The organism is Bifidobacterium sp. M0404 (assembly GCF_016101415.1).
In the GTDB taxonomy this organism is placed as follows: Bacteria; Actinomycetota; Actinomycetes; order Actinomycetales; family Bifidobacteriaceae; genus Bombiscardovia; species Bombiscardovia polysaccharolytica.
The window spans coordinates 23,973-36,957 of the sequence record NZ_JACFQP010000006.1 but is presented as its reverse complement, the minus strand read 5'-3'; the positions used below and the strand labels follow the sequence as shown (position 1 = coordinate 36,957).

Here is a 12,985-nt window from a genome sequence, read left to right as displayed (position 1 = left end):
GCCGTCTGAGCCAGGAACAGGAGACTGCCCTGATCCTCAAGCACGCCCATTGGAACATGAAGGGCAAGGAATTCATCGGCATTCACGAGATGATGGACCCCGAGGTCGATTCGGTGCTGAACATGGCCGACGAGACCGCCGAGCGCATCGCCACTTTGGGCGGCTCCCCCGCCGGACGGCCTGACGACATCATGAAGAACCGCGACTGGGATGGCATCACCATGACCGGCCGCCAGGATGCCCTGGACTATCTGAAGGCCCTGGACACCTACTACACCACCTTCATCAAGCGCGACCGCGAGGCCATCGAGAAGCTGGACGACCTGGACATCGTCAGCTCCAACATCCTGCAGGACCATGTGCAGGAGCTGGAGCACTTCCAGTGGTTCATGCGCAGCCACCTGTTCTGAGTTACTGAGTTACTGAGCTCTGCGAGCTCATCGCCGCCCCCGATAGGCGGTATGCCGGCGGCCCTGCATCGTGAAGGTGCGGGGCCGCCGGCATTTTCTCTGACCGAGATAGACTGCAGGATTTCAGGATAGAATTGGCACTTGGGAGACAGCCGGGCGCTGCCTCATGCCGGGAAGACTGGTCGGCCATAAAACACCGAACCCTACCCGCCCGACCAGGAGCATCATGCCGCCTACGCCTACATTCCCAGCATTCCCAGTCAATCCACAGCGTCAGGTTTACGACGATTCGAATTCGCAGCAGAATCTTAAATTTTTCAATCCAAGGCAGTCGGGCCCCCAACCCGCAGACCCCCAACTGAATTCCGGACAATCGGATTCCAAGCCATCGAACGCCCAACCATCAAATCCTCATCGTGGGCAGGGCGGATCTGACAGGGACCGGCACAGACGACTCCATCTTTCAAACTTCTTCACCGCCCTGTCGTCGCTGGCTGACAACGATCGAATCACCGGGCTATTCATGATGGCCTGTGCCTTGGTCGGGCTGATCCTGGCCAATCTGCCAGAGACCGGACCGGGGTTGAAGGCTCTTGCCGCTTGGATTCCTCTGGACCTTCCCGGTGGACTGAACCTGCCTCTCAAGGACTGGATACAGGACGGGCTGCTGACCATATTCTTCCTGACCATGGGTCTTGACCTGCGCCAGGAGGCCGCCACGGGCACTCTGCGCGACCACAAACAGGTCCTGCTGCCCCTGCTGGCGGCCCTGGGCGGTGTGGCCGTTCCGATTCTGATCTACTGCCTACTCAACCTGGGCTCCCCCGCCGGATTGCGTGGCTGGGCTGTCCCAACGGCCACCGATGTAGCTTTCTCCCTGGCGGCTTTGCAACTGCTCCTGCCCAAGGCCGGACCCGCCCTGCAGGCCTTTTTGATGACTCTGGCCATCTTCGACGACCTGGTCGGCGTCCTGCTGATCGCCTTGGGCTACTCCAGTTTGGGACAACCGAGTTGGCTACTTGTCTGCCTGGCCGGCCTTGTGGTCTGGGCCCTGCTGGTCCGAGTGGCGAGCCGCTTCTGCCCGCTCTGGCGACCCTGGATGCTGCTGTTCCTGCTGGGTGCCCTTGCCGGCGGTCTGCTGGCTTGGTACGGCCTCTTCAAAGCTGGAATCCACCCGGTGCTGGCGGGAGTGGCAATGGGTCTCTTGACCCCTGTTACCAGGTCGACCGGAGCAGAATCGACTGGAACCAATCCAGCTGGGACCAAAACAACTGGGATTGAGTCGAGCCACGTCCAGGCATCATCGCCTGCCGAACAGTTGGATCGCCTGCTGACACCCTTGAGCGCCCTGGTGGTCCTGCCCGTGTTCGCCTTCTTCTCCCTGTCCATCTCACTGGATCAGCTGGGACCTGGACTGCTGACGGACCGGGTCTTTTGGGGCGCCACGCTGGGACTGGCCTTGGGCAAACCCCTGGGAATCATGACCATGGTGATCCTGGCAAGTCATCTGGGGCTGCGGCGGCCTGCCGGCTCCACGACCGGAAACATGATCGGCCTCTGCCAGCTCTGCGGAATCGGCTTCACCATGTCCTTCCTGATCGCCAACCTGGCCTTCGCTGGTTCCACGCATCTGGAGTCAGCCCTACTAGGTGTGCTGGCAGGGTCGGTCCTGTCCGTGCTCGTCGTGGCTGTCGGCACCATCCCCGGTCGACTACGTTCCGCCAGGCACACATAGGCTTAGCTGCCAAGATTCAACCTCCGCCAGACCCGGTTTCTGCCAGAATCAACCTGTCAAACTCGGTTTTGACAGAATCAGTTTTGACAGAATCAGTCCCTTATCAGGCTTAGCTGCGACGGTAGAGCTTGGTGTAGGAGCCCTCAGCGCGGGGGCGGACCACGATTTGGTCAATGTCCACAGTGTCGGGCTGCTCCAGGGCCCAGGTGACGCATTCCGCGATGTCGTCGGCGGTCAGCGGGTCAGGCACCCCGGCATAGACCGCGTCGGCCCGGTCGCTATCACCGCCGAACCGCTTCAGGGAAAACTCGTCGGTGTGGACCAGTCCCGGAGCGATGTCGACCACGCGCACTGGCTCGCCAATCAGCTCCAGCCTCAGAATACGGGCCATGACTCGTTCCGCCGCCTTGGAAGCGCAGTATCCGCCGCCGCCCTCGTAAGGCTCGATGCCTGCAGTGGAGGAGATGACCAGGACCGTACCCTCCGACTCTTTCAGGGCCGGGAGCAGCTTCTGGATGACCCGCAAGGTGCCTATGACGTTCAGCTCATACATGCCACGCCAGTCGTCCAGGCTGGAGGTAGCCACCGGGTCCTTGCCAAATGCCGCACCGGCGCAGTTGACCAGAGCCTTGACCGGCCCACCCTTGAGCACGGCATCGACGGCCGCCTGGGTGGAGTCCTCGTCAGTCACATCGCAGACCTCATAGGTGAAGTTCTGACCCAGCTGGTCGGCGAGGGCCTTGAGATTGTCCTCGCGCCGAGCCAGACCGACCACCTTCCAGCCCTTGTCCACCAAGGTCCGCACACTGGCCTGGCCGATGCCGCTGGAGGCGCCGGTCACCACGGCACGCTTGATTGTTTTCTTGGATTCCGTCATCTCATCCGCTCCTTCATGATCTATTCCCCCGGATTGACTCCACGCTTGCCTCCGGTTCGCAGGGAGCCTGCCTAGCTGCTGCAGGATCGCCCTTCTTCTTTAACGCTAGCGCACCAGCATGGGCTGTGGCAGACTCTATTCGGTCTTCGATGACAAATGTGGTGCATTAAACCAGCCTTGAGCAGGGTCGGAACGAATCAAAGGCAGATTAGTTGAGTCAAAATAGATCAAAGTCAGATCGGGCTGAATCAGGCCGTATAGTCAGGTTAGATCAGGATCGAAAGGATGCGTCAAAAACCAATCCTACTTCGTACGAGATGGCCTAGCGGGGGCCCCGATTCGGAACTCATCAGTACGAATGATGCTGTGGATTCATAATTTACTGGCTCGCAGTGCGCAAGTTTAGAAATCACGCCGAGTTCACAACTCCCGAAATCATGACTCTGGAAATCATGACTTCAGATGTCGAAGCTTCGGAGGTTACAGAGCTAAATAGCGGTTGAGCCGACGACGGCGCTCAGCCCAGTCGGGCATATAACGATCCATCCGCGCGCGGAAGCCGGGCCCGTGACCATGCTCGTAGAGGTGGGTCAGCTCGTGAACCAGCACATACTCCAGCAGGTCGTGATCCAGCCAAGCCAGGTCGGTGTTGAGCCGGATGCTGGCAGTGGCGGGAGTGCAGGAGCCCCAGCGAGTTTTCATCTTCCGCAGACTGATGCGCTCAGGCCGACGGCCTACCACAGGGACCCAGCGATCCAGAAGGATGGGCAACCTCTCACGGAGAATCCTCTTTGCTTCGGCCTCGGATCGGTCTGGCGACAGCAGACCATCAGCTCCAGGCTGGGCGTATACATCGCGTGAGCGGGCCAGACGCTCTCTAGTGGTTACGATCCAGCGGCGCTTGCCGTCGATAAAGGCACGAATCTGGTCATCGCTCAGCTTTAGAGGCGCCGTCACTTCCAGATGGCCGTCAGGCGGCTTGACTCGCAGATAGACGTTGACGATCCGCTTCCTGATGACCAGAACCGTCTCGTCGCCGATCTCCAGCTGCTCCGACCGGACTGGTTCCGCACGCCGTTTCCGCCTCATGACCTCCATTCTTTCGCCAAGACGCGACGCGACGCCGCCGAGATTGACTTGAGGGGACACTATGGTAAGCTATCCATTTGTGTGATTCTTCGGTCACACGGCATGGGCCTGTAGCTCAGCTGGTTAGAGCGCATCCCTGATAAGGATGAGGTCGGAGGTTCAAGTCCTCCCAGGCCCACGCATTCTTGCGTGGTTGAAGTTCTTTTCACATTTACGGGGCTATGGCGCAGCTGGTAGCGCATCTGCTTTGCAAGCAGAGGGTCGCCGGTTCGAATCCGGCTAGCTCCACTTTGGAACCTTAAAAACTTTAGATCTATGAGGTTTCTATATACCGTTTTATTGCTTTGACTGTTGTTACACATAATTGCGACAATTTCTGCTCGATTCAGAGCGTTATCGCGAACTTGAGTAACCGCTATAAAATAAGGAAACAACCAAATAAAGCCTGCGTAAGGAGGCATCAGTCAGCATCATACGCACGCGGAGGCCGCATCAAACTGGGTGTCATAAGGAGCGAAGACAGCTAAAGCATCGCTTGACATCAGCTAGTCTCTTCATCAATTTCCTAAGACTTGAACGATAATCCAAAGAGTCTTCATCTGGCCTTTTCCACCTGTATGCTTCCAACGCATAGGCTAGAGAATTTACTCCACTCATCCATTCAGTTTGATCTCGAAAGCGCCCAGCGACTAAAACGTAATGCTCGCAAGCCGCATACAACTGCATCGAAAGATCTATCATTCACTCAGTATGCTCATGCTTCGTACTTCTGTTAACCAAAACCTAAATTATAAACACGCAGAACTAAAGCTGCTATCGCAGCAAATGTTGTAGCAACAGCACTCAACGCTCCTAATACCAATTCATGCCAACCAGACTAACTCATAACCATATAGTGAAAAGATAAAATCTATAGCAATGCGCGGCGATAAACTAATCGTACGAAAACGCCAGAACCCCTAGAACAGAGCTTTTAAATTACACTAGTGCCTGCAATCCCGACCACCAATGAAATGTACATATGTGAATGTTTTTAAATTGACACACATCGCAGAATCTAGTATTAAGACTAGCTATATAGCAAATAAGATATTTTAATACTGAGGTATAATCTTTTATATATAATCGACGCTAATCGACGCTAATCGACGCACCACTCAATTGAGCAGATCTACATACATGTAATACTGATTCAATTTCTTTATTTCTTATCGCGATCTATTCCTCCCAGCTCATCTATAGATACAATGTTACCTTGCTCGTCTCGAGGGACTTTCTTGAAGTATCCGGGGACCTGATTAAGAAATGCCAGAGCAAAAACAAAAAGAATCAAAGAAGGGACAATCAATAGACGTGCCCAACCTAGCCCAACCCATCCTTTATAAAAGAGAACGGCCATTCCATATAAACAGCCACCACCAGCAACTAAACAAAAAATAGTTAGTCCCCAGGCTCTCTTTCCTTTTCCATGCATAGCCAATTCCTGTACGCGTCTTTCAATATCCTTCTTAAGGAGTTGCTTTGCTTTAGACTCGTCGGGAAGTTGCTCTGCAATCTTCAAATCGCGTTCTATAGATTGTCTCGGATCAATCCTGAAATGATTCTGAAGAAAAGGCCCCAATATGGCTGCCAAGCCAGCTATAAGCGCAACAATAATTTGAGTTTTCATCATTTATAGTTTATAAACAACCTAAAAATTTAAGCAAATCCTGGCGTATCAAAAAAGAAACGGGCCAATCTGTCATAATTGAACTCTCCTTATAACACAGTACCATTGACCCGCTACTCCAGAGATGAATCTGTATTCCATAAGCACATGAACCCGGTACCATCTGTAATAAGAAATAATTCAGCAATGGAGGAGCCTATCTTTGCCGTTGTATATATGCGGCCAAAGAAGTTAACTGATTCACACCATTGGCCTTAAGCTATTTAATCATGATCCTACATAGCTGTCCTATAAAATGGCACAAACTGGCAGAAAATAATCAGATTCAATACTGGTAGCTTGAAAGATTGAGGTACCTGCACTCTCTGGATGTCCTTCATGTTTAGCCCGTACTAGCAGAAGCTAACTTTTAACCAGCAATTCGAGTATGAATGACAGCGCGGGGGCACATCTTCTCGTCCTCATCAGTACACTATTGTTCACATAGTACCAACACCGTCTCTTTCTATACCCAATAAAAGAGCATGAACCCGAGTAACAAAATAGGTAGAGAAACGAGAATATGCGTAAAACCCTGATACCAAAACATATAGCTCTCTTGTTTATACTCATTGATAATAGGGTGAAGACATGTAAAAGAGGATGATTCTTAATCTAAAAAGTATTGGAACTTAGTATCAACATACAAATCGTTACCTTCCCAATGAGCAATACCTGGAGTGCTACCTGTAGTACCCGCCCATGTAGGATGACCACAGTTGCCACCCTTGGGGGCTGACGTGTTGCCTTCGTCGGGAGTGTGATGGTTTCTACTGCCGTTACGGGAGGAAGTGCGATAACCATTACCGCCTAGGCGCAGGAGCACTATATCCCCACCAGTATTAGAGAAAGCCCTTGCAGCAGCCTGGGCCCGTGCGGCGTCCTGAGCAGCCTGGAAATTCGCTTGGGCTTTGGCCGAGACTGCATCATTCACTGCCTTGACCTTGACATCAAGTTCAGCATTCGTACCAGAAAAAGCCTTAAGAAGTGACTTCCTGTTCTGAAGGGTCTTCTTAGCTAATCCCAAAGCCTTGGTCAGATCGTTGCGCTTCTGGTCACCACCACACTTTGTCGTCGGAGTCAGCCAAGACCTTATCTCCGGTCCCGATAGCATCAGAAAGCAGCCTATAATACGATTGGGAAGTGGTGACAGCAAGTACATTGGCCTTGAGAACCTTCAGCCTCGACTTCATCTCCGAAGTCTGGGTGTTTAAAGCTTCGGCAGCTTTTCCCAATTCGTTGGTAGACGCATCCCCGGTCAAGCCGGTTTTCATATCTACCGTCTTGCTGGAGGCCGGATTGACGGTCTGCACGCTCTTCGCCATTGACTGGACGGTCTTCGCGTTGCTGAACTGATCATCCATAACTGCCGAAGCGGACTCCGCTTCGTCAGATGCGAGATATTTGCGATATTCGCTGACCGCTACCTTGTAGGACCTGGCCGCCGACTTGTAGGAGGCAAAGGCCCAATCAAGCTCTTGCACAGAATGACGATGCCACCATATGCCCACCACAAACGACAGCAACTACCAGCACCAAGGCAGCTATGATGATGAGCCAGCGCCTCTCACCGCTGCTCCTATCAGTACTATTCTCGGTTTTCTCCACAATTGCCCCTCTGCTCTTCCCACGAACCCACAGCCATTGTCGGCAGAGACCCCTTCAATCCGACTGAAGCATAACCGAGCTTGCGCCAAATGCCCTGCTGTGCTCATTATGTCATGCATACATGACCATGAAAACATGACATCCTATTTGTATTGAACTTATGAACAACATTGATTTGGCCTGGAAGGACTACACCCGAAAACTCGGCACCAATATCGCCAGATCACGCACCGCCAAGGGATATTCCCAAGACAGGGTCGCGGCCGACGCGGGCCTCTCGCGCTTCACCTACTGGAAACTCAAACGCGGGGAATCGAACCCTGACACCCCCGCAAACCCCAGACCTCCGCTACCGATAGCCTCAGACATGTATGTCAGGACAGTTCACAAGCCGCCAAAGCCAGTCTACTTCAAAACTCAAACAACACAATCCGAAAATCCTCAGCAAGAACCACCACCTCCACAAATACGGCTACTTGAAGATCAGAATAGGGTTAGTCTCATTGCCGCTACCCGCAGACTAATACGGTATTAGAAACCTGAATTGACGATTATTGCAATTCTTTCGCCTGATAAAAGCCTGACTTGCATAAAAAGTCTGATTTTTTAATAGGACTACATGCCAGCTAATTGCACAATTTCTACTAACACCCATCCATTTCTTACTCACAGTTATGCTCGCGAAGAGAACAAATCTATTACGGCAGAAAATAACGAAGCAGCATAGGCTACATGATGACAGTACTAAAAGAAGCTTTTTACTTGCGGTAAGTTATGCCTATTTGATTTCCTATTTTTAACCGCCTGATAATCGGGTGTACCTTGATTAAGGTGCCTATATCAACAGACTCAATGAGGCTAACGGGTGATAGCTATGTTTAATTGGCTCAATAATTATGCCGACTTAATTCAAGGATTTGCTGCTATAGTCGCACTTTTCATTTCAATTGGAAGTAGCTCTATAGCATGGTATCAAAACAAAAAACAGCTTGCTAAAGCGCAAGAAGAGCTCAATCAGAGCAAATACCAAATTGAAAGGGAATCCGCCAAGAAGGTAAGTGCCTGGTACGCCGGAGGCGCAGATAAAAAGAACGCAAACCGTGAAGGCATGATCATAAGCAATTTATCTGAAACACCGATATACAATGTTTCTTTAGAAAAATCTATGGGTGGGCCGATGAAACGTGTCGCGTTGCTTCCGCCCGGCATGTGGTTCTTCGAAAAGGGAAAAGAAGAGACCCATCTCGGTACAGATAAATGGAAAGACCCTGTGCAACTAGTCAAGGATCTTGAAAGCTCGACCGGTTACTGCTTCTGGGAGGCAAATGGGGCTAAAATCCCAGTCAAGACAATATTGAAGTTCTCTGAATCTGATGTAACCCTCTGTTTCAGAGATAACAACGGGCGCGACTGGGTGAACGAAAACGGCAAGCTAAGGTAAGCACAGGAACGACCACACTCGTTTATCCACACATATGGAGTGACTAATGACAGATAAAATACTCGCTAAACGCGTAGGTGGAAGCTGCATTTACGATCTGGGGTCAGCACCAAAAGATAAATACTGCTTGGTTGATAGTGCCCCTTGCAAAGCGACAATCGCTGACCCTAAGCAAATGGCGCTTTTTATCTATTGTGACCGTTCCTATATATGCATTGGTTCACAGAGCGAATCAGCCGATAACTCAGGAAATCAGCGACTCCAAGAGCTAGTCGCAGAAAATAATCTGAATCAGACTCACCGGTTATTATTAGTCACCGGAAAAGCGATTACCAAAGACTCAATCTCATTTATTGAATCTGCTCTGGTCGAAGAACTTGCAGATGCTGATTGGTCACAATCAAATTCAGATAAAAAACTCGACATCATTGACAACTTACCCACGTCCCAGAATTTCGCATCTAGGTTTGAACATTTGATTCGCACTTTCGTGTCGAATTTCCACATGTGCGGCCGCAAAGCCGAAAAAGTAAACGCTAACGATACGTATAACTTTCCCGACGAGACGGCAGAAATCTTGAGTTCAATATGGAATGTACTCCATGAAGTCGGATGCTCCAATAAAACCATACCAGACGGCATTCGAGACCTATTGATCAGCAAGTACTCCCCTAGACTCAGACTCGACTCAATACAACAAAAAATTCTAAATAATGTTGTTGAAAACTCAGATAATAACCACATTATTCTTGGCGGGGCCGGAACAGGGAAAACCTTACTGCTCTTTAAAATTGCTGCCGAGCTGGATAAGCGCGCACAAACAGTAACCGATAGAGACGATCCCGCTAACGGACAAATCGCCCTTATTTTTCAAAGCAATTTTGAAAATGAAGGAGCAGACGTAGAAGAGCGGTATCATATGGCCAATGTAGGGATATACAATATAGGCTCTTTCACCGCAGATATCGTTAAAGCATTAGCGGATCCCACCAAGGATATTCGCTACAGCACCATTCTTGTAGATGAAGGACACGGACTTCCTAGTTTCAAAGAAGGCAAGTACGGGAAAACCAATAACGGCTTTCGCACTCAATGGACAAAAGGTTATAAAACCATTGACCAGAATGGCGATACCATAGATTTTTCTCTTTCAAAGTATTTCAATAGTGAGCTGCCAGGGAAATTGAAATATAGCGGTGAACCAATCACAGACTATATTGATTTATTCCATTACCTTAAGCTAACCGGCAGAGTCAGAAATGTTGTGATTTGCTATGACCCAGATCAATGGGTATACAGCGGTTCCATCGGACGGGAATCTGATTTTCGGTTTACTGATACAGAATGTAGATATCACGACATACAATTTATGCCTCATCGTCTGGAGCATCAGTACAGAATCAGCCCCCAAGGCCAAAACTTTGATTCAGGCACGGATTTCGTCAAAGGGATTCGATATTTTCTACAGCTCGATACCGACAGCAACTTCAACCGTGAAGTATTCAGAACAAAAGACGACGATACTGATGCCTATTTCGGCATTGTCAACTCGATACAGGAACTATTTGATTATATTGACGAAAAAAAGAAGCAGCACCCTGGATCGCATAATCGAGTAGTAGCAGGCTACACACATAATTGGCGCAAGAAAGAACTCGGGAAAAAGGTCTGGTTCGACACAGATGAATCTGGCCGTACAGTCAACGGCTGGGCCTGGAACGACACATATAAGGATTTCGTATACGACGAATCTTCCGAAGAAAAGCATAGACACCAGGTAGGATCCATATTCGCCGTTCAAGGGCAAGATCTTGACTTTGCAGGGGTAATAGTTGCACGAGATATTGGATATGATGGACAGCATGTACATGGGATACCCGAAAATTACAAACACATAGCAGGTAGCATTCCTAAATATGAAAAAAAGCAGTATGGCGTCGAACATTACAACCAAGCTGTTGATCAACAAATACGCGGAATCTACTACGTCTTACTGACTCGGGGCATTCATGGCGTTAGGGTCTTTTTCCAAGACAAGGCCCTCGAACAGCATTTCAAGGATGTTATGGGTATTCATTAAGCAGTTAACAGCTGCAGCGAGCTTTGAAGCCGCACCCAGAACCCCAAAACTCGTGAATGCCGTGATGCCTATAGCCAGGGTAAAGGGCGGCATCAACCTAGGTTTTGATGAATTAATATTGTTCTTATTGCAAATCAGTCACAGTACCGAAGACTTGACTTCCCAAACCTTGACTTGACGAGGAAGCCCGCGACTAGAATGGTCTGCCCTTTGATTAGCTGATATAGTCGCCGATCTGCATCGGTAGCTATATAGCATGTCTAAAAATCTGCACCAGTACTTATTGATTCTCCCACTCATAGGGGAATCATACAGAGACTAGCCTTCCATCCTGCAGTGTCAGCAACCGGTCAGCTCGGGCAAGGACCGAAGGTCGGTGAGAGACGATCAGGCAGGTACGGTCGCCCTTCCGCTCAATCAGCCTGGTCAAGACACGGCCCTCCAAGAGAGCATCCATGTTGCTGGTGGGCTCGTCCAGGAGCATGAAGGGCGCCGAGCTCAGGAAAGCGCGAGCCAATGCCACCCGCTGCCGCTGCCCTTCGGACAGGTCCGAACCGTTGTCGGCAAGTAGATGATCCAAGCCATCAGGCAGCTGGTCGATTAAATCATCCAGACAGGCATCATGGGCCGCCTGCTCAATATCCGTCCTGCTGGCATCGGGCCGAGCCAGGGCGATGTTATCCGCCAGCGTGAGACTGAATATGTAAGTGTCCTGGCTCACCAGAGCCTGCTGGGCACGCAGGTCGGCGGTGCGGATGGTCTCGATAGGCAGGCCGGAAACCGTCAGGTCCCCGCCGCTACGCTCCTGGAACCGCATCAGCAGGTCGATCAAAGTGGACTTGCCAACCCCATTGGCCCCCTGGATGCCGATCAACTCGCCAGGTTTGATGGAAAGATCCAGATTATCCAAAACCGAAGTCCTGCTGCCATGCTTACCTGAGTCATTCTTGCCTGGGTCAGTCTTGCCAGCGTATGAGAAGGAGACGGCCTTGGCCTCTTCTTCAGTGAACTCCTCCAGGGAATGCCCATCATCGGATTCCACCTCACGTACAGGCGGCTCCTTGTCCAGAAGCGAGAAGACCCTTCGAGCGGCAGCCAAAGTAGGCTGCAGGCCAGCGCCTAGCCGAGCCACAGGTATCAAGGGAGCAAAGGAGGAGAGGAAGCCGACCAGCCCGATCATTCCCCGGGCTGGATCCACCAACCCTGCCGAACCTAGATGGCAGGCCATCAGCGTGAAGGCTCCGGCGCAGATCAGAGTGACCACATTGGTGACCATGTCGTTGGCGATGGTCCGCCCAGAGGTGCGCCCGCGGGCATCCAACATCTGGTCGGTGGCGGCTCCCACTCGATGGCGGGTATTGCCAAGAGCCCCCAATCCAGCCAGTTCGGTGCGGCCCTGCAGGGTCTCCAGAAGCAGGGAGTGCAGGCTGGCCTGAGCCGTCCGCTCCTGCATGGCCACCTTGAAAGTGGGCCTGGCGCTCAGGATGGGGATGAGCAGGCCGACGATCAGGTAGGAGACCAGGGCGGCAAGTCCCATCCAGGGTGAGAGCCAGGTGAGCAGGGCCAAATTGGCCAGAGAGGTCACCAGGGCGATGGCGATGGGCGAAAGCGTATGGGCGTAGAAGATCTCGAGCAGCTCGATGTCGTTGGTAATCACCGTCACCATGTCCCCGCGCGCCTGGTTCCGCAGGCCGGCCGGGGCAAGGGACCGCATCTTGTCGAAGACCGTCGTGCGGATGTCCCGGAGCATGCTGAAAGCCATCTCGTGGTTGTAGTACTGCTCCCCATAGGCCATGACCCCACGGCTGAGAGCAGTCAGGACCGCCACCAGGGCCCAAATGACCCACTGGCCATTCAACGGAGGCCAGTCCGCGACCAGGCCGATCAGGGCCGCTGCGGCCGCCATCATGCTCCAGACTGCGAAGAGGTGGCCCAGGCTGCCGCAGAGGATGGCCTTGCCCTCCGTACCGGCCAGAGGCTTCATCAGCCGGGCCATGCGGCGCATCATCGTCAGATTGCCGGTCGTCTGCTGCATGT

At 51.8% G+C, this 12,985-nt stretch carries 10 protein-coding genes and 2 tRNA genes; 6 read left to right on the top strand and 6 right to left on the bottom strand.

What is annotated here, in order from left to right; genetic code table 11:
* On the top strand, nt 1–410 hold a 410-nt coding region (locus tag H3T93_RS08840; RefSeq protein ID WP_198214755.1), incomplete at its 5' end, for a Dps family protein.
* Nucleotides 411–576: 166 nt separating this feature from the next.
* Entirely contained in the window at nt 577–2,145 is a 1,569-nt protein-coding gene (locus H3T93_RS08835; RefSeq protein ID WP_144178625.1) for a Na+/H+ antiporter NhaA, read from the top strand.
* 109 nt (nt 2,146–2,254) lie between these two features.
* Here H3T93_RS08835 and H3T93_RS08830 read toward each other — a convergent pair whose 3' ends face one another.
* Nucleotides 2,255–3,022: an SDR family oxidoreductase gene (locus tag H3T93_RS08830; protein WP_144178627.1), complete on the bottom strand. Its 768-nt coding sequence runs from the start codon at nt 3,020–3,022 to the stop codon at nt 2,255–2,257.
* A gap of 480 nt (nt 3,023–3,502) precedes the next feature.
* On the bottom strand, nt 3,503–4,111 hold the full coding sequence (locus H3T93_RS08825) for a M48 family metallopeptidase (protein WP_186364002.1): 609 nt from the start codon (nt 4,109–4,111) through the stop codon (nt 3,503–3,505).
* A 104-nt stretch (nt 4,112–4,215) separates the two neighbouring features.
* Between H3T93_RS08825 and H3T93_RS08820 the strand changes: the two genes are divergently transcribed.
* Together H3T93_RS08820 and H3T93_RS08815 are read left to right on the top strand one after the other, a co-directional pair.
* A tRNA-Ile gene (locus H3T93_RS08820) sits at nt 4,216–4,289 on the top strand.
* A 37-nt stretch (nt 4,290–4,326) separates the two neighbouring features.
* A tRNA-Ala gene (locus H3T93_RS08815) sits at nt 4,327–4,399 on the top strand.
* Between the two features lie 913 nt (nt 4,400–5,312).
* On the opposite strand, the gene H3T93_RS08810 is transcribed toward H3T93_RS08815, so the two are convergent.
* The 3 genes from H3T93_RS08810 to H3T93_RS08800 all read right to left on the bottom strand — a co-directional run bounded on the left by H3T93_RS08810 (nt 5,313) and on the right by H3T93_RS08800 (nt 7,303).
* Nucleotides 5,313–5,783 carry a hypothetical protein gene (locus H3T93_RS08810; RefSeq protein ID WP_144178631.1) on the bottom strand — a complete coding sequence of 157 codons (471 nt, stop codon included), beginning with the start codon at nt 5,781–5,783 and terminating at the stop codon, nt 5,313–5,315.
* 646 nt (nt 5,784–6,429) lie between these two features.
* Nucleotides 6,430–6,846 carry a hypothetical protein gene (locus H3T93_RS08805; RefSeq protein WP_144178633.1) on the bottom strand — a complete coding sequence of 139 codons (417 nt, stop codon included), beginning with the start codon at nt 6,844–6,846 and terminating at the stop codon, nt 6,430–6,432.
* Nucleotides 6,847–6,874: 28 nt separating this feature from the next.
* Entirely contained in the window at nt 6,875–7,303 is a 429-nt protein-coding gene (locus H3T93_RS08800) for a hypothetical protein (RefSeq protein WP_144178635.1), read from the bottom strand.
* 989 nt (nt 7,304–8,292) lie between these two features.
* Between H3T93_RS08800 and H3T93_RS08795 the strand changes: the two genes are divergently transcribed.
* Both H3T93_RS08795 and H3T93_RS08790 read left to right on the top strand, forming a co-directional pair.
* A complete protein-coding gene (locus H3T93_RS08795) occupies nt 8,293–8,868 on the top strand; it encodes a hypothetical protein (RefSeq protein ID WP_144178637.1) in 576 nt (191 codons plus the stop codon).
* A 46-nt stretch (nt 8,869–8,914) separates the two neighbouring features.
* Complete coding sequence (locus H3T93_RS08790; RefSeq protein WP_144178639.1) at nt 8,915–10,948, top strand: DNA/RNA helicase domain-containing protein; 2,034 nt, start codon at nt 8,915–8,917, stop codon at nt 10,946–10,948.
* 307 nt (nt 10,949–11,255) lie between these two features.
* Here the strand turns inward: H3T93_RS08790 and H3T93_RS08785 are convergent, their stop codons facing one another.
* The gene (locus tag H3T93_RS08785) at nt 11,256–12,983 is read right to left on the bottom strand and encodes an amino acid ABC transporter ATP-binding/permease protein (RefSeq protein WP_186364003.1); all 1,728 of its coding nucleotides are present in this window, start codon (nt 12,981–12,983) and stop codon (nt 11,256–11,258) included.
* Nucleotides 12,984–12,985 lie beyond the last annotated feature (2 nt).

Coding starts and splice junctions, on each gene's coding strand:
- H3T93_RS08835 (WP_144178625.1), top strand. CDS start 577: ATGCCGGGAAGACTGGTCGGCCATAAAACACCGAACCCTACCCGCCCG.
- H3T93_RS08830 (WP_144178627.1), bottom strand. CDS start 3,022: ATGACGGAATCCAAGAAAACAATCAAGCGTGCCGTGGTGACCGGCGCC.
- H3T93_RS08825 (WP_186364002.1), bottom strand. CDS start 4,111: ATGAGGCGGAAACGGCGTGCGGAACCAGTCCGGTCGGAGCAGCTGGAG.
- H3T93_RS08810 (WP_144178631.1), bottom strand. CDS start 5,783: ATGATGAAAACTCAAATTATTGTTGCGCTTATAGCTGGCTTGGCAGCC.
- H3T93_RS08790 (WP_144178639.1), top strand. CDS start 8,915: ATGACAGATAAAATACTCGCTAAACGCGTAGGTGGAAGCTGCATTTAC.
- H3T93_RS08785 (WP_186364003.1), bottom strand. CDS start 12,983: ATGCAGCAGACGACCGGCAATCTGACGATGATGCGCCGCATGGCCCGG.